The sequence below is a fragment of the Chloroflexota bacterium genome, from assembly GCA_009840355.1.
Taxonomy (GTDB): domain Bacteria; phylum Chloroflexota; class Dehalococcoidia; order Lucifugimonadales; family JADFKI01; genus Bin90.
Genome location: VXNZ01000019.1, coordinates 20785 through 41367 on the forward strand (window position 1 = coordinate 20785; position 20583 = coordinate 41367).

Here is a 20583-nt window from a genome sequence, read left to right on the forward strand (position 1 = left end):
AGAGTGAAGGTACAGTGATACCTTATTGGTTGTCTTGATAAACTATTGAGCATAGGAGGCTTGAACAGATGGCATCAATTGAAGATAGGGTAAGGAAGCTAATAGCCGACAATCTGGAAGTGGACGGTAAGCCTGTGGACGCGTCGATGGACCTCGGTTCCAGCCTTACGGACGCTGGGGTGTCTTCGATGGACATAGTGTCGTTCGCCCGGGTTATTCAGGACGAATTTGGCATCAGGTTCTCGGCTGAACACTGCACCGAACTCCAGACCATCGGGCAGTTGATAGACTACCTTGACTCGAATGCTGCTTAGCGCCGCGTATGCGGAACTGAACAACGCAGAATGACTGATTCCGCAACGCATTGCTGGTGGAGTCTCTTCCGAACAATTGGCAACGTAACGGTATTACATATTGATCTGACGCCTCATGCTCAACATGAGGCGTCAGCGCTTTTGTGGCTCCATGAAAATGAACTGGAAGATTCGTGCAATTATGTGCACTTAAGTGCGCGCCGAAGGTTTGTGCTATGCCGTGGGGCGCTCCGCGCCATACTCTGTGGCAACCTAGGCTGCGATAACGAGCGGCTGACGTTTGGCGAACACCGTTACGGTAAGCCTTTTGCCCTGGTGGACGCTATTCGGGCGCAGATCAGTTTCAATGTGAGCCACAGCGGTAGTCATGGGCTAATTGCGGTCGCGCCTGGCGGGCAGTTGGGCGTGGACGTCGAAGAGCTTGCGACAAGACGTGACTTCGACAGGCTGATCGAGGCTGCATTTGGTCCCAACGAGCAGTCTGAACTGAAATTGGAGCGGGTACGAGGTGAGTTCCGGCTTTTCTTCAAGCTCTGGACAGTCAAGGAGGCGCTAATCAAGGCGCTTGGGACCGGTCTTTCATTGGATCCCGCGGCGTTTGAGGCACCTGAGGAGATACGCCGCGGTGAGACTGTCGGCACGTTCTGGTTTCCTCAGGTACCGTCGGTGAGGTGGCGCGTAGTAGATATTGGCAACGAGGAATTCGCCGCCGCTCTCGCCTTTGCTGTGTGATTCTTAGGCAGTTGATATATGATACTGCCAGTGAATAGGGTCTGATCAAAAGATTTAAGGATGCGACGATGACCTCAGCGATCGGATGGAAGGTTCCCGAGCCGCTTTCAACGTATGACGTGCAGGTTGACGACGAGACCACAATTACCTTGCGGCGGCACGGTAACCCGGACGGTCCCCGACTCGTCCTCAGTCACGGCAACGGTCTGGCGATCGATCTCTATTACCCTTTCTGGTCACTTCTGCGGAATGACTTCGATATCATAGTCTATGATCTCCGAAACCATGGCTGGAACGCAGTCACTTCGTTGCAGAGTCACAACATTCCTACTCTGGTTCAGGACCACGATAAGGTCTTGGAGGCTATTGACATTGAGTATGGTGACAAGCCGAAGATAGGCATTTATCACTCTGTTTCGGCTCTGGTTACTCTTCTGTCTCCCCGGAATGGTAGCGATTTTGCCGCGCGTGTGCTGTTCGATCCACCACTCTGCAAGCCTGGTCGCAGCCACAGGGAATTTGAAGAGGCCGCCAAGCAGTTGTCCTCCACCTCTCGCGGGAGGATGGCGCGATTTAAGAACAGGGAAGACTTCGCATTCCTACTCTCGTTCTTCCCGATTTTTGAACTCATAGTGCCGGGAGGCCACGACCTCTTTTCCATGACAACCCTGAAGGAAAACAGTCTCGAAAAGCTCTATGAACTGTGTTGCCCGCCCGCATACGAAGCACAGATAATTGAGTACGCGGGCGCGTTCGCGGTTCTCGTGGACTTCGCTTCGCAGGTCAGCCCAACAAAGGTAATTGGCGCCGATCCGACATTGCCATTCTCATACCTACCGACTCTGGATCTCAGCGATGTCTTCACGGTTGGATACGACTTCCTGCCTGATTCCACGCACTTTTTGCAGTTGGAACAGCCGGAGCAGTGCGTGGAACTGATGCTTGAATTCATCGAGCCGATAATCTCGTCCTGAGCCGGCATTTTCCGCTTCCACCGTTCGACGGAAACCCACCGTGGACTGCGGTCACTACGCATCGACCCGCACGGTCACGATGTCCATGCCATAATATTTCTGGTGGCGCACCGATGACGCGTAGTGCCTTAACAGGCGGAATGAAATTTCCCTGTCGTCAATTGTCTCTTCCTCATCGTCTAGGTAAGCGAGGCGGTCTCCCAGGTTTTCGCCATCCACAAGCACGGAGACAAATTCCAGATCGACGGTCCGACCGTCCTGTCGGGCTATGATGACAAGGCGTGGGATGTTGTCGGTTCTGCCAGCCGAAAGGTGTTCGTTTCCAGGTTGCAGCAGGCTGGACAGCGCCTCCTCAGACGCTGAGCGGAGCCGCTGTGTCGATTCCTCACTCCAGCTCATTTCTGTTGCCACCTCCCGCGCGAATTCATCGATCGCCGGCAGATTGGCAAGGTCGAGTCTGGTTTCCAGGCGCCTCGGGCGCGGACTCGTCAGGTTCAGGAATATAGTGAGAAGGATTGCGGTCGCCGCGCCCGCTGTTATTCCGTTTCCCAGCAGCGCCCCCCAGGGATGCCCCAGCAATTCCTCAATTATGTTCCGCTGAAGCAGCCCCGCTCCCACGGCAAATGACAGACCCACTACAATCGACTTCTCTAGGTTTAGGCCGTCCCTCATTATGGTCTGTAAGCCTTCGACAAAGAAAATGCCCAGTGCAACCAGCAGGAAAGCGCCCATTACGGGGGTCGGTATCGTCAGCAGCGCCCCCGTCAACTTTGGGAGCAGCGCCAGTCCAATGAGTATGATCGCTATGGCGTATCCGACGTAGCGAGACGCCACTCCCGTGATATTGACAAGCGATGCGGTGAAGGACGAGTATGACGACGTGGGAGGCGTACCCGCAATCCCTGACAAGAATATGCCAATGCCGTTAGCGTATATCGATCCCTGCAGCAGTCGAAAATCAGTAGATCTCAGACTTCGCCGCGCCGTCCGCTGAATCACGACATTGTCGCCGACCCCCTTGATAGCCTGCACCAGAGTTACGATCAGAAACATTGGCAGGAGCGTCCAGAATCCTGCGCCCAGCCGAAGATCCAATCCTTGAATGCCGGTCTCAGGAATGCCAATCCAAGGTGCTGAGTACAGCCGCTCAAGGTCGTAGACTCCCAGTATGGCCGCCATGATGCAGCCTGAAACGAACCCGATTAGCATTGACCACGGTCGCAGTTGGCGCGGTGCGCGCAGAACTAAACCTGTCGCGACGAGAAGTGTAACAACGGCTACCAGAGGACCGGCAAATGACGGCGCGCCCGTGGGAACTTCGTCGAATCGGTCGAGGCAGAATGGCAGCACCGAGACGGCTATTAGCATCAATACGGTGCCTGACACTGTTGGAGTCACAACACGCCTCAACTGCGGCAGCCAGGTAGCCACCGCGAAGAAGAAGAGCGCGGAAACGACCATCAGGCTTGCAAGCATCGCTGGTCCGCCCTCTGCCAGCGCGAGCACTGCCAACGCTATGTAATTAGGCGTAACTCCTGTCACTGCCATGTGCCCGGTGCCCAAGCGTCCTATGCGCGAAGCCTGAAGTGCGGTGACGATAGCCACGATTATCAAGGCGGCGAACATTGACCATGTCAGGTAGTCGTCGTCCTGTCCCGCCGAAAGAACTGTAACCACGACAATCGAAATCGCGGGTGGCAGAACGAGCAAAATACCCTGTATACCCACTACGAAAGATGTCAGTATTGAGCACCTTTCTTCCGGTTCGTAGCGGATGTGGTCATTTGATTGAGCTGTTGCCAAAGCTGGACTCCGTTAAGGGGGATGTGGCACTCTCGGATGAGATACCTAGGATAGCGCGTGCGAAGCGGGCTAAGTATGCACCAGTTGTCTTGCATGCGTCAACAATCGCGCAAGTACCGTCGCCGCGCCGCGAAGGCGACACCTACCGGCGCAAGCAGCATCAACAAGCTTGCCATTCCCGTACCCACAGGCACCGCCCCCACCGAATTGCACCCGCCACTCGCCGGCGCACTCGCATCAGCTTCCGGTGTCGCCGTTACCACTATGATTACCGGCGTCTGCGTAGGCGGCACAAGCGTTGCCGTCGGTTCAGGCGTAGATGTCGGCGCGGGCGTGTCCGTAGGCATCGGCGTATGAGTAGCCGTTGCCGTCGGAACGGGCGTATCCTTAGGCGTAGGCGTCATAGTCGGAGTATCAGTTGGCGTAGCCGTAGGTGTTTGCGTCGCGGTCGCAGTCGGCGTCGGCGTTTCCGTAGGTATCGGCGTGTCAGTTGGTGTAGGCGTGATTGTAGGTGTCGGCGTATGAGTAGCCGTTGCGGTTGGCGTGAATGTTGCTGTGGCGGTTGGCCTCGGCGTTGGAGTAGGCGCAGCCCTGCCATGCTGACCGCCGCCCTCCCACCAAGTCGCCACGCCGTCACCATCAAGGTCCTTCTTCAACGCAGGGTAATCGCTGGATGTCCCAAAGTCCCAGAAATCATCAACGCCCGTCGTATCGTCGAAATCCTCATCGGCATTGTCGATATCGATGAGCCAATCAGCATAGATGCCCGTGTAGTCCGTAGGCTGCTGCAACTGCTGCGTCGTAAGCCCCCTGACGCCATCTGTGCTACCTTCACCCACGCCTGCGTAACGCACGGGCAGCTCCGTGAGCCAATAGCTTCCAGTTACATTACCTTCATTGGATGCTATAAATCCGCCGATGGGAACGCTGTCGCCATTGCCAGTCAATCGCACATCGCCTGTGGCGTAGCTGAACTTGATGCTACTATCTTCGCTATTGTATCCAGCAAACCCGCCGAGATATACAGTTACCTCTCCCCATTCCTCTTCATCAATTGACAGGCTTCCCACAACCCTACCAGTGGCATAACTAGACACGATGCTGCCTTCATTGTATCCAACAAGGCCTCCTGCAGATAATTCGCTCTGCTCGGCGTTACTTACCGACACGTCGCCGGTGGCGTAACTGAATGCAATTTTACTGCCGTGTTCCGAAATCCCAACTAGGCCGCCGATTCCCCATACTCCTGAAACGCTACCAGTAGCATAACTCGATGTGATGCTGCCATAGAATTGCTGGCCGACCAGGCCGCCAACACTAGATTCACCCGACACACTGCCAGTGGCATAACTCGATATGATATTGCTCAAATTGCCATTATTGCCTCCGACTAGCCCGCCGATAGTATCCTCACCTTCCACGCTGCCAGTAGCGTAGCTGTATGCGATGCTGCGGTTATTGCCCCCGACCAGCCCGCCTAGTTCACCCTCACCCGACACCGTGCCAGCAGCGTAACTCAGTGTGATGTTGCCATCAGAAAACCCAACTAGGCCGCCGATATTCCTCTCGCCCGACACACTGCCAGTGGCGTAACTCAATGTGATGCTGCGTTTATTGATCCCGACCAAGCCTCCGACACCATGCACACCCGTCACATCAGCATTAACTGTCCCTAATTGTCGAATAACACCATCATTGATTCCGAAAATGCCGGCGACCCGTGGCTGGTTCTCCCCCCTGCGATTGATGTACAAATTAGCAATAGTGCGACCATTACCCTCGAATGCTGAGCGGAACGCACTATCATCGCTAACTCCAATCGGCAACCACCCGTTCCCTCTCGTCCACTTCTCGTTCACCGCGCCCGATGCGTAGCTCCCCGCGCTCTTGAAATCCAGGTCCCGCGCCAGCTCATACCCCCGGCAGCCCTCCGAGCATCCCATCCCTTCCGCCGCATCCGGGAACGCCGCCGCGTACCGCTCCGCATTGCCATCGTCCGCAAACCCATCCCCATCCAGGTCCCAGCGCACCGCGTCCAGCTGCTCCAGCCACTCTATCTCAATCAACCCGTCATCGTCCGCGTCATAATCGACCGGCGACTGCGTGCTTGCATTATTCAGCCCTGCCATCGCCGCGAATAGCAGCGCAAATGTCAATGCTGTGAGGGTTGCCACGAGTTTCTTTGCGTTCAAATCCTTCTCCAAAATTGACCCGATAGTCCATCCCCAATAATCCGGCACATCGGCGCGCCGCATTATACACTACTCGTTCCAAAGCACGACCGATGGACGAACCGGATGGGCAATATACGTCGTTGTGTCTAATGTGCGTTGTGGTACAATCCCCAGCATGATTATGTCAGATGGGAAACTCGACTTTGACGCGATTGTGATAGGCGCGGGCATTTCGGGCTTGTACTTGCTGTACCGGCTGCGAGAGTTGGGCTTGCGCGTGCGCGTGTTCGAGAAGGGCACGGGCGTGGGCGGCACATGGTACTGGAATCGCTACCCTGGCGCGCGCTTCGACTCGGAGAGTTACTCCTACGCCTATTCTTTCTCTCAGGAGCTGCTGGACGAATGGAACTGGTCGGAGCACTTTGCGGGGCAGCCGGAGATTCTGCGCTACTTGCAGCATGTCGCTGACAAGTTCGACCTGCGCCGAGACATCCAGTTTTCCAGCGCCATCGAGTCCGCGCACTACGACGATGACGCGCGCTGCTGGGACATCGGCATTGCTGACGGCAGCCACTACAAGAGCCGCTTTCTGGTAACCGGCCTCGGCAACCTGTCGCATCCCGTCATGCCCAAGATAGACGGCATCGATTCATTCAAGGGGCAGTCGTTCCACACCTCGCGCTGGCCACATTCGCCGGTGGACTACGCCGGCAAGCGCGTGGGGATAATCGGCACCGGCGCGTCCGGCGTGCAAGTGATTCAGACAATTTCGCAGAGCGTCGGGCATCTGACGGTATTCCAGCGCAGACCGAACTGGTGCGCGCCGCTGAACAACGGGCGCATTCCGCCCGACGAAATGGACGAAATCCGCGCGGGCTACGACGAGCTGTTCGACCGATGCTCGCAGACTCGCGCCGGCTTCGTTCACACTGCCGACCAGCGCAACACATTCGATGTGCCGGAAAAAGAGCGCTACGAGTTTTGGGAAGAGTTGTACGCCGGGCGCGGTTTTGGCATCTGGCAGGGCAATTTCAAGGACATCCTGACCGACGTGAAGGCGAACAAGGCAATATCCGATTTCATCGCGGACAAGATACGCGGCAGGGTCAACGATCCCGTCGTCGCGGAAAAGCTCATCCCCAAAGACCACGGCTTCGGAACGCGGCGCGTGCCGCTTGAGACGCACTACTTCGAGTCGTACAACCGCGAGAATGTCGAACTCATCGACATCAACGAGACGCCGATAGCCTGTATCACCGAGCACGGCATCGCAACGACGGACAGGTCGTATGAGTTTGACATCATCATATACGCGACGGGTTTCGACGCGGTGTTCGGCGCATACAATGCGATAGACATTCGCGGCGTGGGCGGTCGCAGCCTAAAGGAGCAGTGGTACGAGCAGCTGGCGACATTCTTGGGCATGCAGACGCACAACTTCCCGAATATGTTCATGGTGATGGGACCGCACGCGATACAGGGCAATAATCCGCGCAACATCGAGTACAACGCGGAGTGGATAGCGGGCGTCATACGGCACATGACCGAGCGCGGTTACACCCGCGCCGAGCCAAGCCTGGAATCGCAAGCAGCTTGGTACGATTACGTCGTGGAGCAAGGCAAAGACCTGCTGATGCGCCAAATAGACTCATGGATGACCGGCGTAAACCGCAACCTAGAGGGCAGAGAGAAGCGCCGGGTAGTCCAATACACAGGCACCATGCAGACCTTCCGCACCCGCTGCGCGGAAGTTGCAGAAAGTGGGTACAGGGAGCTGAACCTCAAATAGAGTGCCCTAACCAATGCTCTCGCAGCGAATAACGCAACCAGTTTGCCGGATACCGACGGGTAGATATTCTCTATTCGCTGAGCAGTCGGCGGGGCTCGGCTTCCAATTGCGCCGCGCGGTTCTCCGCTTCTTCGGCGCGCGCTTCGGCTGCCAACCGCCCGGCTAATTCGTTCTCCCGCGCTTGCCAGTCTTCTTCGTGCACGGGTAGGTATTGCCGATTCAGGATCGAAGAATCGCAGCTGTGCGTCCTCCCAGCAGACATACAAGCCCAGTGCGCCGCTGTACCCGCGAAGTCTTAATCGCATTGGTAAGTCTCGTGTTCGGCATCCCTCTAACATAACACTTGGCTCAATTGTCCATACAATCCAATATGCGCACAACGATACTCTCACGATGGATTCATAAGCACACCGGCATAATGACTTGCGTTGCGCCTCAAAATGCAACGGCAGACCGCCGTTGACACTTTTCGCCTTCGGCCGTAGCATGTGGGTGCTGTCGGCAAAGACTGTCCGACACTACAGTGTGAAAACTGGGGGCATATCGAACCGGATGGATTACGGAATAGGCATACCGTCGTATATCGACGCCTGGCGTGAGGTGAAGGCGGCGGAAGACGCGGGATTCACACACGCTTGGTTCTTCGATTCCCAGCTCATCTACTCGGATGTTTGGGCGACGATGGCGCTGGCTGCGCAGTTTACATCGCGCATCAAGCTGGGCACGCTGGTCGCGATTCCCAGCAACAGGCTTGCGCCGGTTACCGCGGCGGCAGCGGCATCCATCAATAAGATCGCGCCCGGAAGGGTCATCGTCGGGCTTGGCACCGGCTACACGGGTAGGAACACGATGGGTCTGCCCGCGCTGACGATGGACGCATTCGAGGAATACGCGCGACAGGTCAAGGGATTGCTCAACGGCGAGGATGTGCTGCTGCGCGAAGGCAGCCGCGAGCGGTGGATACGGCTGATACACGCCAAGTCCAACTCCGGACGCGACGAATTTTTCAATATCGAAGACCACATACCTGTGATGCTCGCCGCAAATGGGCCGCGCGGGCAGAAGATAACGGGCGAAATATCCGACGGCTGGATTATGACCGCGCGAAGCGCGTCCGTACCCGACGGTCTGCCCCGCGTGATAGCGGCGGCGGAAGCGACCGGCAACAATTTCGATCGGTTCGGGGGCGAAGGCGCAAAGCCGTATGTTACCGTGCTCACAACCTCGTGCGTCTTTAGGGATGGAGAGTCTCTGACAAGCGAGCGCGTTGTCAGGAATGTCGGACCGACGCTGCTTCCGGGCATCCACGCGATGTGGGAACGCGACTTTGGACCGGGCTCGAACCTCGGCATGAGCAATCCCGGACTGGCGCAGGAATACGACCGGTACATCCGCGAATATGGCGAGAGCCGCCCTGCCCCCACGCCGGACGATAGGCGATACCTCGATGTCCACGAAGGGCATTATGTGTACCTGAAGGACGGCGAAGAGCGCTTCGTCTCGCCCGAAATGGTCGGCCGCACGCTGACCGGCACTGCGGACGAAATATGCGAGAAGTTAGACGACCTAGAGGCGATCGGCGTCAACAACGTGGCGCTCGCCGCGATTGACCGTCAGGCGGCGCGCGACCTTATCGCAGACTTCGGCGAGCAGGTTATCCGGTGCCGGCAATGACGAACTGGAGAGTACGTCAAGTCAAGGATTGAGAACAGGCATCCATTATCGAAAGACACCCGTCAAGCACAACATACGGAGAGTAAGAAATGACAGACAAGCAGCCCAACATAATCCTGATAATGTCCGACGACCTTGGCTATGAGGTCATCGGCGCAAACGGCGGTACTTCGTACGCCACGCCGCGTCTCGACCGCATGGTGGAGGAAGGCATGCGATTCACGGAGGCACACGTGATGCCGCTTTGCACGCCTTCCCGTCTAGCTCTTATGACGGGCAAGTACAACTTCCGCAACTACATCGGCTTCGGGCTGATTAAGCCCGACGAGGTAACATTCGGACACCTATTCTCGGACGCCGGCTACAACACCTGCATCGCCGGCAAGTGGCAGTTGTACTCGTACAATCCGCCCGACGAATCGCCCGAGATGCGCAACAAGGGTCAGCAGATCGAAGACGCCGGATTCGACGAGTTTTCCGTCTGGCACGCGCACCACACTGAGGACAAGGGTTCGCGCTACAAGAACCCGATTATCTACGAAAACGGCGAGTACCGCGATGACACCGAAGGCAAGTACGGTGAGGACATATTCTGCGACTACATCATCGACTACATCGGGCGCAAGAAGGACGATGATAAGCCGTTCTTCGCTTACTGGCCAATGGCGGCGACGCACAAGCCCCACGAACCAACGCCGGACAGCCCGGAATGGGACGATTTCGACCCGCCGTCCAACCGGACACTCGGCGGCAAGACTTGGGCAGAAATCGAAGACGGCTCGTGGGACGACGACCCTCGCTTCTACAAGGACATGGTAGAGTACCACGACAAGGTCATAGGGCGGCTGCTGGACTACCTAGACGAGCAGGGACTCAGCGAAAACACGCTAGTGATTTATCTGGGCGACAACGGCACTCCTGACGATGTGTGCTCCATGGTGTTCGAGCACAACGAGATTTGCGGCGGCAAGGGCAAGACGAACGATCGTGGCACGCACGTACCGCTCATCTGCCGCCAGCCCGGCACGATTCCCGCAGGCTCGGTTAACAGGGACATGGTAGAGGCAACGGACTACTTGCCTACGATGATGGAAGCAGCGGGCTTAGAGTTTCCTGATGATTACTTCATTGACGGCAAGTCGTTCTATCAGCAGCTGACGGGACATAAGGGCGATCCGCGCGAGTGGATGTTCTTCCACTTCGAGCCAATGAACGCCCGATCAAGCGTCGCCGCGCGCCGCATCCGCTTCGTCCGCGACGACCATTGGAAGCTCTACGAGACTGGCGAAATGCACAACATGTGGACAGACTTGGACGAAAATTATCCCATCTACCAGGCAGATGATACAGAGGAAATGGCGGAAGCCAGGACGAGACTCATGCCAATCTTCACCGAGTTGCAGTAGTGCATGTAATATCGGGAAAGAAAGGTTTGCCTACCTTTCCATTCGTGCCTTCCTCCTTGACGTGGGAGGGCTGGGTTGGAGATGTTCTGCATCGCAGGAATTAGCCATTCCCTCATACTTTCTCGCAAATCAAACGAAATAAACGACAGACGCAGAACGCCGCTCACTTGAATTCGGTGAGCGGCGTTTCGATTGTCTATGGATTGCCTAGCGAAATGCTGTTGGCAACTTGTTGTGCCGATGCCTAGTTGCGGGAGCCGGACCTGAAGCAGTCGTAGCAATACACCGGGCGAGCGCCGGTCGGCCTGAACGGAACTTCATCCTCCTTGCCGCACGCTGCGCAGGTGATGGTGAACCTCTGGCGACTGCCGCCGCCACCGCCGCCGCCGAATCCACCGCCGCCGCCATAGCCGCCACCGCTACCATAGCCACCGCCGCCTCGGTTAAACGACGCGCGGCGGGCGCGGCGGCAACTCACGCAACGCTTAGGCTCGTTGGTGTATCCCTTCTCCAGATGGTACTGCTGGTCGTCTATCGAAAAAATGAAGTCGTCGCCGCAGTCCGAACAAACTAGAGTCCTATCCTGAAAGACCAATGTGATCTCCTTAAAAGAAAAATCGTTGCCCACTGAATATAACCGGGGTGTCCGAAATTCTTCAGGAATCACCAGTCACTATCTCCAGAACAACCATAGTTGATTGTAACATAAATGTTAAATGCAATCAATGGAAATTGCATTTAGTAGCAAGTATTCAACCTATTTCACAGACGTCAGCATTAGCAACAATTGACCACACAGACGCCGCCTGATAACTTTGAGCGCGCGTATAACCCTTTCCGTACTACAGAACGGCGTGGCACAAGACTATTGACGAAACCGGCTAACCCAAATGCAGAAATACTTAACAATGCCTGACGTGATTGATACGAACGCGACACCTTCCACGCAATCAGACATCCGCCGCGTCGCCGTTCTTGGCGCGGGTACGATGGGCGCGCAGATTGCAGCGCTCGTCGCGGCGCAAGGCATAAAATGCGACCTGCTGGACATGAGCGCCCCAATGGTAGAAGACGCAAAGCAGCGCCTGCTAACGATGCGTCCGAAGGTCATCGACGACCCTGCAATGTTGGAACTCATACACGCCGGTTCGTTCGACGAAGACCTGCAAAGATTAGCTGACGCGGACTGGGTAGTGGAAGCAATCGTGGAGCGCGCAGAACCGAAAAGCGCCCTTTGGAGCAGAGTCGCAAATTGCGCCCGCCCGGACGTCATCCTCAGCACGAACACGTCCGGAATACCGATAGCGCAGATCGCTCAGGCATTGCCTGCAGAGATGCGCGGACGATTTCTAGGCACGCATTTCTTCAATCCGCCGCGATACCTGCACCTGCTCGAACTCATCCCCACTTCCGACACGGATTGCAGCGCCATCACCACGATACGCCAATTCGGGGGAGATGTGCTGCACAAGGGCGTAGTGATTGCGCGCGATGTTCCCGGCTTCATTACGAACCGCATCGGCTGCCACTACTTCCTCTCCGTGATGCGGGCGGCAGACGAACTTGGCCTCACACCTGACGAGGCGGACGCGGTGTCTGGTCCCTTGATGGGTCGGTCGAATAGCGCCACATACCGCACCATCGACCTCGTTGGCGTGGACATTCTGCTCGACATCTGCGACAACACTCGCTCCGCTGTCGCCTCGCAAGACGAAGTGCAGGCGTACGCCGCGCCGCAATATCTGCGCGATATGCGGGAGAATGGCTGGCTTGGCAACAAGTCCGGTCAGGGATTCTACAAGCGTGAAAGGCAAGGCGGACAGTCGCGCATATTGGCGCTAAACACGAGCACTCTGCAATACCAAGACCGGACCGGTCGCATGCGAGAATCGCTGTCCAACATAAGCGCGATTGAGGATACCGGCGAACGCCTGCGCGCGCTAGTGGCAACAGACAGCACTGCCGCAGAGTTCGCATGGCGAGCGCTGTCGAGTCTGCTCGCGTATTCTGCCGCTATGCTGGGCGAGGTCGCCGACGACATCGCGAATATAGACCGGGCGATGCGCTGGGGCTTCAACTGGGAACTAGGCCCATTCGAGACATGGGACGCTCTCGGCGTAGAGAAAACTGTCGCAAGAATGAAGAGAGACGGAATCGGCGTGCCTGACTGGGTCGCCGCGATTGCGCGGGATGGCGGCAGCCTCTATCGCCAATTCGATGGCGAATTGGAGCAGGCTACTGCTGTGGGCAAATATGCCAAGGTTTCAGGATAGCCGCCCGTGACGCCCTGGGAGCCGTGTCCGCTATGTGCCGCAATCGACGCCACTTTGTTGCATAATGGCGGAAAGGGATCCGGATTCAGGCATTTTCTGCACTGCGGCGAGTGCGATATGGTTTTCGTGCCGCGCGCGCAAATCATAGACTCTGCCTCGCAGAAGGCGCGTTACCTGCAACACAACAACGAAGTGGACGACCCAGCTTACCGCGAGTTCCTCGGCAGGATGTACTACGCGCTCCGCCCGCACTTGAACACCGGCGATTGCGGGCTCGACTACGGCAGCGGACCCGGACCCGCGCTGCAACATATGATACTTGAAGATGGGTTCGATGCGCATGCCTATGACATATTCTTCTACCCGGACACGGCTGTTCTGAATCGTTCTTACGACTTCATCACCTGCACCGAAACGGTTGAGCACTTCACCGATCCACGCACGGAGTTGCAGCGATTCGACGTTCTGCTGCGTCCCGGCGGATGGCTTGGCGTGATGACAGGCATGCTTGATAGCTGGGACGACTTCCCATCGTGGTACTACCATCGCGATCCAACGCACGTAAACTTCTTCAGCCGCGAAACTATGAGCTGGGTGGCGGCGTGGCAAGGCTGGGACGCACACTACCCGCGTGAGAATGTTGTGCTATTCAAAAAGCCTGAGTGAACCGCTAGTTGCAGCCCACTTGTCCTTACCCTCCTTTCGGGGTACTGTGCTGTTGGGCAGGTGCGTTTGATGAAGCGCGGATATTCGGCTATACTTGTACAATTGAGCATCAACTATACGGGGAGGTAAGTCATGGCAAAGCCAAAGCAGCTAGGACACTTGGTGCTGCGTGTGCGCGACCTAGAGGCATCCGAGCAGTGGTACTCGGAGGTACTAGGCTTGCACACGACGAACAAGCGCCCCGGCAGCATGATATTTATGAGCGCGAAGGAAGGCTCGTCGCACGAACTCGCGCTGGTGAGCGTGGGGCCGGATGCGCCCGGACCGGAAGAGTCGCGCGTTGGCTTATACCACTTCGCGTGGGAAATGGAGTCGCTCGAAGACCTGCAGGAACTCTACGCCCACATGAAGGCGAAGGACGTGAATATCGGCGGCATCGGCGACCACGGAATCTCGCTCGGCGTTTATCTCTTCGACCCGGACGGCAACGAGATTGAGGTCTATTACGAGATGTCCGAAGAGCACTGGCCCGAAGACAGCGACCTATTCTCCGGCGAGTTCCCCGGCAAGCTCGAACCCGAAGAAGTCGCGATCTAGCGGCGGTTATCGCCTAAGCCCGGCTGTCATAGTGGGCTTATAGTTGGCTTGTATAGCGATCTGCGGTGTGCGGTTAGTCTCGAATGGCCGCCCGCCGCAGCCAGCCTTCCTTGCATTCGGGGAAGGTTTTTTCATTGCCATGTATCCGCGTAGGCTAATGATTGTTACTCGACGCGGAAGTGGTCCCAGCCGCCCGAATGCACTTGCATCGGCTGCCCGTTGTCGTCGAGCACCATTATCCCCTGCCCTCTTTCCACGACTTCGCCGATAACCGTTAGCGGCGTGTCCATCGATTGTAAGGCATCCCGCATCACATCGGCTGGTGCGGCTACCAGCAGTTCGTAATCTTCCCCGCCGCCGAGCGCGAGATCTAGCCAACTTGCGGGAAAAGTAGATATTAGGCGTTCGTCGGCAGGGATGCGCGATGCGTGGACTTGCGCGCCAACACCACTTGCACGGCAAAGCTTGCCCAGGTCGTCGACGAGACCGTCGCTAATATCCATCGCACAGCGAACGCCAAGCCCTGTGAGCGCAATACTCTCGGCAACTCGCGGCATTGGCCGATTGTGTGCCGCCGTCAAATAAGCGTAGGTTGCGAGACCTGCCGGGTCCGCGCCTTCCGTAAGCAGTTTGAGACCGGCTGCGGACGCGCCAAGCATGCCGGTTACCGCAATATGGTCGCCGGGCTTGGCATTATCTCGCAGCAGCAGTTCTTTTGCATCGCCGGACTGCGAGACGCCTTCAAGCGCGACTGATATGAAGAACGCCGGAGACTTAACAATGTCGCCGCCAACTACGGCACCGCCGCATATCGCGGTCAAATCCATCATGCCGCGATACATCTCAAGCAAGCCACCGACTGGAATATCGCCGCGCAGCCCCAGCGTTATTGTGGCGCAGGACGGAACGCAGCCCATCGCCGCGATGTCGCTGATGTTGGTTGCAAGGCACTTCCAACCGAGATCGCGCCACCCGGTATAGCGCAGGTCAAAATGCACGCCTTCGACCATCGTGTCTGTGGTGAAGACGGTTACGCCCGCAGGGTGACGCCAAGCCGCCGCGTCATCGCCGATGGAACGCAGTGCCTCGAATCCCGTTGCGCCAAGTTCGCGTATGCGATGTTCGTTGTCTTCGGCAATCGCCGCCGCGAGCCTGTCAATGAGATCGAACTCGCCTAAATCTCTTACAAGCATAGGCGAAACTCAAAGCTCCCTCCCCCGTCAAGAGGGATTGTTAGGACGGAAGTACGCTCGGATAGGGCAAGCAAAGTGATTGCTTGCCTTGCCATCGGACTATGCATCGTCCTTGACCCAAGGCATGCGGAATCCGCCCATCAGCGTCTCAATTTCCTGCAAGTCCGCGGGCGTCAAGTGCCAGTCTGCCGCCTTCGCGTTGTGATGGACCTGCTCCGGCGATTTTGCGCCCACGAGCGCGGACGACACTGCCGGATTCGCGAGTACCCACGCGATTGCAAGCTGCACGATGTCCCTGCCGTTGTCGCGCGCCCATTCGTCTAGGCGCTGTGCCACCGCATACGCTTGCTCAAACGCATCGCCGCGGAAGAAATTGAACAGCCGGCGCTCGTCGTCTTGCGCGAACCGATGGCCCGGCTTGTGCTTGCCGCCAAGCACACCCTTGGACAGCACCGAGTGCGGTATTACGCCGATTCCGTTTTGCAGACAATATGGCAGCACATCGTCTTCGAGATTGCGCCACATCAGGTTGTAGCGTGGCTGCGAGCTGTGGATTGTGCCGGACTGCATCGCCTCCGCCGTCTGCTCCGGCGAAAAGTTCGACACGCCGATATAGCGAACCTTGCCGGTCACTTGCAACGCGAGCATGTTCTCCATTGTCTCGACGATGGGCCAGGCGGGCGACGGACTGTGTATCTGATACAGATCGATGTAATCTGTGCCGAGCGCGCGCAGACTATTCTCAAACGCCCTTGCCATGTGCGCGGCGGAGTGGTCGCTGCCGGACAGCTTCGTCGCAAGAAACACTTCGTCTCGTCTGCCCGCAATCGCCTTGCCCACGACGGTCTCGCTGCTTTGGTATCCTTCCGCCGTGTCGATGAATGTCATGCCGACTTCGATCGCCGCTTCCACGGCGGCAATGCCCTGCTGCTCCGGTACATTGCCAAGTCCGCCGCCGATAGGCCACGCGCCAAAGGCTATCGCAGAAACTTCGGGACCGCCTTTGCCGAGTTGTCGCTTATCCAATTGCCACTTACTCCAATCGACTCTCTATTTGCCGCGTGAACCGCAGGAAGACATATCCCAGGATTCCCGTCATTATTGACGCGACGAATATCGCCAACTTCGATTGCGTAACCAACCCTGCATCGCTGAACGCCAGACTGCTGATGAAAATCGCCATCGTGAATCCGATGCCGCCTAGCAGACCTACACCCGTAATCTGCACCCAGCTAACGTAATGTGGCAGCGCAGCTAACCCAGCCTTGACGGCAATCCACGCGAACAAGACGATGCCCAGCGGCTTACCAATCAGCAGCCCCAGAATTATGCCGATGGTTAGCGGCGATGAGAATGCCATGCCGATGTCCCCGTCGAGCGTCACGCCTGCGTTCGCGAACGCGAAGACGGGCATGATGACGAACGCCACCCATGGATGGAGCAGGTGCTCGAGGCGCTGCAGTGGCGATTCAACTTCTTTCGATGCCTCTTCAAGTTCTTGGAGCGCTCCGCGTTGCTGCACCGTGGTCAGCGCGAAGTCGCCTCGTCTCAAGGCTTCAGGCGCATCCCTCTCGAATATGACCAGCAGCCGTCTGCCACGCGCCACGAAATCCGCCGAATTCATGCGCACAGTCATCGGTATCGTCATGGCTATCAGCACGCCGGACACTGTCGCGTGAATTCCGGACTCAAAGAACGACACCCATATCACCACACTCAGCAGCGCGTACACCAGCGTATTGCGCACGCCGATAGAGTTCAGCGCGACAATGAACAGCAGCATCCCGACGCCAACGGCAAGGCTCATCCAGTTTATCGTATCAGTGAAGAATATGGCGATGACCATTATGGCGCCAATGTCGTCGACGACTGCGAACGCCGTCAGGAATACCTTCAACGAAAGTGGAGCGCGAGATCCGAGCAACGCCAATACGCCAAGCGAGAACGCGATGTCGGTCGCCATCGGCACACCCCAACCTCGTGCGGCTTCTCCACTTGGGTTGAGGATCAGGTATATCGTGGCGGGAACAATCATGCCGCCGAGTGCCGCTGCGATTGGTAGAGCGGCGCGGCGCACCGACGCGAGTTCGCCGAGCACTAATGCCCGCTTGATTTCCAACCCGATAACGAAGAAGAACACCGCCATCAGGCCATCGTTTATCCAGTGATGGATCGACATGTCGTAATGGAAGTCAGACAGACCGATGATTAAGTGCGTTTCCCACATCCGTGCGAACGCGTCCTTTAGCGGCGAATTTGCGAGCGCAAGCGCGGCGATGGCGGCAATCAGCAGCATCATGCCGGCGGACACTTCATTATGCATGAAGCGCTGTACGGGGATTGTCAGTCTCTCAATTGGTGGGGCTGTGCGGAGATTCATTCTGGAAGTGATTCGCTCCGTTGTGGTTCACTGGCTATGCACATCGATTATCGGCTAGTTGTTCGCGGCGATTCTGACCATCGGCAAGGTATCGCTCGCGCTATCGATGTTCAGCGCAGATCCACTTCCGGTGATAACCGCCGATGCGGCGCTAAGCGAGACCGGCACGGTAACGCCTGCCGGCACATCAACGCGGATGCGCACGGCATACGACACCACGCCACGTTCGGTTCGCGCCTCGCTGCCAATGTGGCTGACACTGCCGCCGAGCGCCGTGTCTCCTATGCTGTCAATGTTCACGACAGCGCTCGCGCCTTCGCTGACATACGGTCTTCCAGCAGCGTCAATGACACCTTGAACCTCGACCACATCATTTGCGACGACCGTTATCGCGGGCAAATCTTCGCCAACTACTTCGTCAGGCTTGACATTGATGACGGTTATCACACCATCCAGCGGCGAGGTTATGATCGCGCCAGCAAGCGATTCCTGCGCGTCGTCGAAGTTCGCCTGCGCTACCGAGAGTTCGGCTTCCGCAATCGCAATTTGCCTATCCACAAGGTCTCGCACGGTGTCGAGGTTAGACTCCGCGTCCGAGAGCGCTGCCTCTGCCAGATTGACTCGCCGTTCAGCCGCAGCAATCACCAGGCCGTCGTCTGAAGCACGCTCTATGGCATCCTCGGCCTCTTCCAATCCGACTTCTGCTTGATTCACCGCCGCGCGCGCCAATTGGATGTTGAGCGGGTCGATGTCCACAGTCAGCTCGGCGAGGTCGTCTTCCGCTTCTCGCAGCGAAACTTCCGCAAGCCGTAATCGCTTCTCCGCGTTCTCGACGATGCTCGCATCAGGACCGCCTTCCACGTCGTCCAAGGCGTCCTGTGCGTCCGTTAAAGCGGCTTGTGCGGCTGCCACCGCGTCTTCCGTCTGCTCATCAATGGTCGCGGCGTTGTTGCGCGCCGCTTCAAGCGCGTCCACGACCTGATCGTAGCCGTCGTAAGCGGTCTGTAGATCGCGCGTGATGCAGACTTGCCTGCCGCCAAGCACATCGTCGTCCGAACAAGTCGGCACGATTGTCGAAAAGTCCAGGCTCAGGTTTATCCACGCCCAAACGGTAAGTTCGTTCCACCGCGTGGCAGGGTTGTCCGGTGTGGGTTCTAGCGTGCCATATTCGGGGTTGAAGCGCTTGAAAGTCTCGTCAAGGTCAATACCCCATGATTCAATCACTTCGTCGGCAGTCATTTTCAGTTCATCGTCGGTCAGCTCGCTGCCGAACCAGTATCTGAACGCCGCGCGATACCGCTCTCGCACCTGAAACTCTGCGTCCTCTGCCTGCGTCAGTGAGTTCTGTGCCGCCGCCAATGCATCTGACCTGTTCCTATTTGCCGCTTCCAAAGCGGTCATGGCGAAGTTCATCCGGTTGCGCGCGTCTCGTACCACATCGTCGGGGAAGACGCCATCTTCAATATCGTCGTAAGCTTCCTGTGCTGCGTCTAGTTCGACACGCGCGGCGGCGACTCTGGACTCTGCGCTGCTAACAGCTAGATCTTCCGGCTCAAGCAGGTCTTCAAGACGCTCTTCTGCGTTGTCGAGCGCAACTTGCGCCTGCGCGACTGCGAGTTCCGCGCCCGCCATATTGACGCCCGGCCGCTGCGTTAGGTTTTCCAGTGCATCCCGCGCTTCATCCAGCGCAACCTCAGCGCTAGCCACTTCAAGTTCGGCATTCGCCATTTGGATGTTCGGTTCAAGTTGCAAGGCGGCGAGATTGTTGTCCGCGGATGTTACCGCCAACTGTGCGCCCGCAACTGCCGCACTAAGCTGCGAGACAGTCTGCGTGTCTAGTGAAGCCAATTCTTGCCCTGCTTGCACTCTATCGCCTTCGTTCACCATAATGTCGCCTACGACACCGGGCGATTCAAATGACAGTAATTCGGTATTAGGGAATGCGAGATTGCCAGAGACTGTAATTTCCCGTGGACCTGCCTGCGACGGCGGTTCCGGCATTGCGGCAGGCTCTTCGTCAGGCTGACCGGGACGTCCGCACGCCGCTAGAACGGCAATGGCAATAAGTGCAATAGATAGGAAGGAAAAACGGAGGAGAACGCTGCGAGTGCCAGACGGTGGAACTAGAAGTTTCATTAAGGATTGACCTCTGCGTTGGAGCGAACTTCGCGCGCGGCGAACTGTTGTGGCGTCCAAGAATTGACACCACCCACATGATAGCACAGCGCCGCGTGAAGTGGCATTCAACCCCGTGCCTGATGTGCGTTTAGAGCCATTACTGCAGATTGACATGCTCTATTATTCTATGCGCGGAATCTGAATCCAGCAATCAGGATTGGGTATATTTTCGTTACCATTCTCTCTTTATGTCGAAGAGATGCTAGTATGAGCTACGATCTGAAATGCATCACATTCAGGCGGAAACGACATCGGCATTTGCCATTTGGCAGGAAGGATTTTGTAGGAAGGGAAGTGTGGTGATTCCGCCGCGCGTGGATACGAGTTCATTTCGACCTTACCGGCCGCGTCCAGGACAGCAATCGCTTGGGCAGTGGTGGAAAACAGAGGAAGTTGGGGGGAAGAAGAATGGTGGGCCAATGCGTACCGA

The 20583-nt window shown here is 57.1% G+C and carries 15 protein-coding genes and 2 pseudogenes; 10 read left to right on the forward strand and 7 right to left on the reverse strand.

Annotation, left to right across the window (positions count from 1 at the left end):
• Positions 1–68: 68 nt before the first annotated feature.
• The 3 genes from F4X57_04710 to F4X57_04720 all read left to right on the forward strand — a co-directional run bounded on the left by F4X57_04710 (position 69) and on the right by F4X57_04720 (position 2020).
• Positions 69–314 (forward strand): hypothetical protein, encoded by a 246-nt coding sequence (locus tag F4X57_04710; protein ID MYC06462.1) that lies wholly within the window; start codon positions 69–71, stop codon positions 312–314.
• Between the two features lie 30 nt (positions 315–344).
• Positions 345–1046, forward strand: a complete 702-nt coding sequence (locus tag F4X57_04715; protein ID MYC06463.1) for a 4'-phosphopantetheinyl transferase superfamily protein — start codon at positions 345–347, stop codon at positions 1044–1046.
• A 68-nt stretch (positions 1047–1114) separates the two neighbouring features.
• Entirely contained in the window at positions 1115–2020 is a 906-nt protein-coding gene (locus F4X57_04720; GenBank protein ID MYC06464.1) for an alpha/beta hydrolase, read from the forward strand.
• Positions 2021–2074: 54 nt separating this feature from the next.
• Here the strand turns inward: F4X57_04720 and F4X57_04725 are convergent, their stop codons facing one another.
• The gene (locus F4X57_04725; protein MYC06465.1) at positions 2075–3823 is read right to left on the reverse strand and encodes a hypothetical protein; all 1749 of its coding nucleotides are present in this window, start codon (positions 3821–3823) and stop codon (positions 2075–2077) included.
• A gap of 402 nt (positions 3824–4225) precedes the next feature.
• Here F4X57_04725 and F4X57_04730 point away from each other — a divergent pair.
• Positions 4226–4408, forward strand: a pseudogene (locus F4X57_04730) (hypothetical protein).
• 662 nt (positions 4409–5070) lie between these two features.
• On the opposite strand, the pseudogene F4X57_04735 reads toward F4X57_04730, so the two are convergent.
• Positions 5071–6078 (reverse strand): annotated as a pseudogene (locus F4X57_04735) (hypothetical protein).
• Between the two features lie 94 nt (positions 6079–6172).
• Between F4X57_04735 and F4X57_04740 the strand changes: the two are divergent.
• From F4X57_04740 to F4X57_04750, 3 genes are all read left to right on the forward strand, one after another.
• Positions 6173–7786, forward strand: a complete 1614-nt coding sequence (locus tag F4X57_04740; GenBank protein ID MYC06466.1) for an NAD(P)/FAD-dependent oxidoreductase — start codon at positions 6173–6175, stop codon at positions 7784–7786.
• Positions 7787–8245: 459 nt separating this feature from the next.
• Positions 8246–9460: an LLM class flavin-dependent oxidoreductase gene (locus F4X57_04745; GenBank protein ID MYC06467.1), complete on the forward strand. Its 1215-nt coding sequence runs from the start codon at positions 8246–8248 to the stop codon at positions 9458–9460.
• An 89-nt stretch (positions 9461–9549) separates the two neighbouring features.
• Positions 9550–10866, forward strand: a complete 1317-nt coding sequence (locus tag F4X57_04750) for a sulfatase-like hydrolase/transferase (protein ID MYC06468.1) — start codon at positions 9550–9552, stop codon at positions 10864–10866.
• A gap of 244 nt (positions 10867–11110) precedes the next feature.
• On the opposite strand, the gene F4X57_04755 is transcribed toward F4X57_04750, so the two are convergent.
• Positions 11111–11461 (reverse strand): hypothetical protein, encoded by a 351-nt coding sequence (locus tag F4X57_04755; GenBank protein ID MYC06469.1) that lies wholly within the window; start codon positions 11459–11461, stop codon positions 11111–11113.
• Positions 11462–11756: 295 nt separating this feature from the next.
• Here F4X57_04755 and F4X57_04760 point away from each other — a divergent pair, with 295 nt between their 5' ends.
• The 3 genes from F4X57_04760 (at position 11757) to F4X57_04770 (ending at position 14402) form a co-directional block, all read left to right on the forward strand.
• Positions 11757–13139, forward strand: coding sequence for a hypothetical protein (locus F4X57_04760; protein MYC06470.1), 1383 nt, complete (start codon positions 11757–11759; stop codon positions 13137–13139).
• A 117-nt stretch (positions 13140–13256) separates the two neighbouring features.
• Positions 13257–13805, forward strand: a complete 549-nt coding sequence (locus tag F4X57_04765) for a class I SAM-dependent methyltransferase (GenBank protein ID MYC06471.1) — start codon at positions 13257–13259, stop codon at positions 13803–13805.
• A gap of 132 nt (positions 13806–13937) precedes the next feature.
• Positions 13938–14402: a VOC family protein gene (locus tag F4X57_04770; protein MYC06472.1), complete on the forward strand. Its 465-nt coding sequence runs from the start codon at positions 13938–13940 to the stop codon at positions 14400–14402.
• Positions 14403–14566: 164 nt separating this feature from the next.
• On the opposite strand, the gene thiL is transcribed toward F4X57_04770, so the two are convergent.
• The 4 genes from thiL to F4X57_04790 form a co-directional block, all read right to left on the reverse strand.
• Positions 14567–15595: a thiamine-phosphate kinase gene (gene thiL, locus F4X57_04775; GenBank protein ID MYC06473.1), complete on the reverse strand. Its 1029-nt coding sequence runs from the start codon at positions 15593–15595 to the stop codon at positions 14567–14569.
• A gap of 99 nt (positions 15596–15694) precedes the next feature.
• Positions 15695–16621 carry an aldo/keto reductase gene (locus tag F4X57_04780; protein ID MYC06474.1) on the reverse strand — a complete coding sequence of 309 codons (927 nt, stop codon included), beginning with the start codon at positions 16619–16621 and terminating at the stop codon, positions 15695–15697.
• A 7-nt stretch (positions 16622–16628) separates the two neighbouring features.
• A complete protein-coding gene (gene nhaA, locus F4X57_04785) occupies positions 16629–17975 on the reverse strand; it encodes a Na+/H+ antiporter NhaA (GenBank protein MYC06475.1) in 1347 nt (448 codons plus the stop codon).
• Positions 17976–18029: 54 nt separating this feature from the next.
• Positions 18030–20267, reverse strand: a complete 2238-nt coding sequence (locus F4X57_04790) for an HlyD family efflux transporter periplasmic adaptor subunit (protein ID MYC06476.1) — start codon at positions 20265–20267, stop codon at positions 18030–18032.
• Between the last annotated feature and the right edge of the window lie 316 nt (positions 20268–20583).